At 71.4% G+C, this 437-nt stretch carries 1 pseudogene; it reads left to right on the top strand.

The window, feature by feature from the left end:
* Positions 1-437: pseudogene (locus DEQ92_RS22945) on the top strand (phosphoglucosamine mutase); the annotation flags it as partial.

The raw sequence follows: 437 nt of genomic DNA, 5'->3' as shown, positions 1-437 counted from the left end.
TCGTCGACGAGGACGGCGAGTTCGTCGACGGCGACACCTCCTTCGCGACGCTGGCCGACGCCTGTCTCGAACCCGGCGACGCGGTCGTCAGCGCGGTCAACGTCTCCCAGCGGCTCGTCGACGTCTGCGCCGCCAACGACGCCGACCTCGAGCTGACCCCCATCGGCGCGACGAACATCATCACCCGCACCCGCGATCTCCACGAGGAGGGGGTCAACGTCCCCATCGCGGGCGAGGGCAACGGCGGGGTCTTCTTCCCGCCGTACCGGCTCTCGCGGGACGGGGCGTACATCGGCGCGCGGTTCCTCGAACTGCTCGCGGCCGCGGACGGCGCCCCCGTCAGCGAGGTCGTCGCGCCGTACGCCGACTACCACTTCGTGCGGGAGAACGTCGAGTACGCGGACGACGACGAGCGCGACGAGATGCTCTCGGCCGCG

Source organism: Haloferax sp. Atlit-6N (genome assembly GCF_003383195.1).
Lineage (GTDB): Archaea > Halobacteriota > Halobacteria > Halobacteriales > Haloferacaceae > Haloferax > Haloferax gibbonsii.
This window is presented reverse-complemented; position numbering and strand designations above follow the sequence as displayed.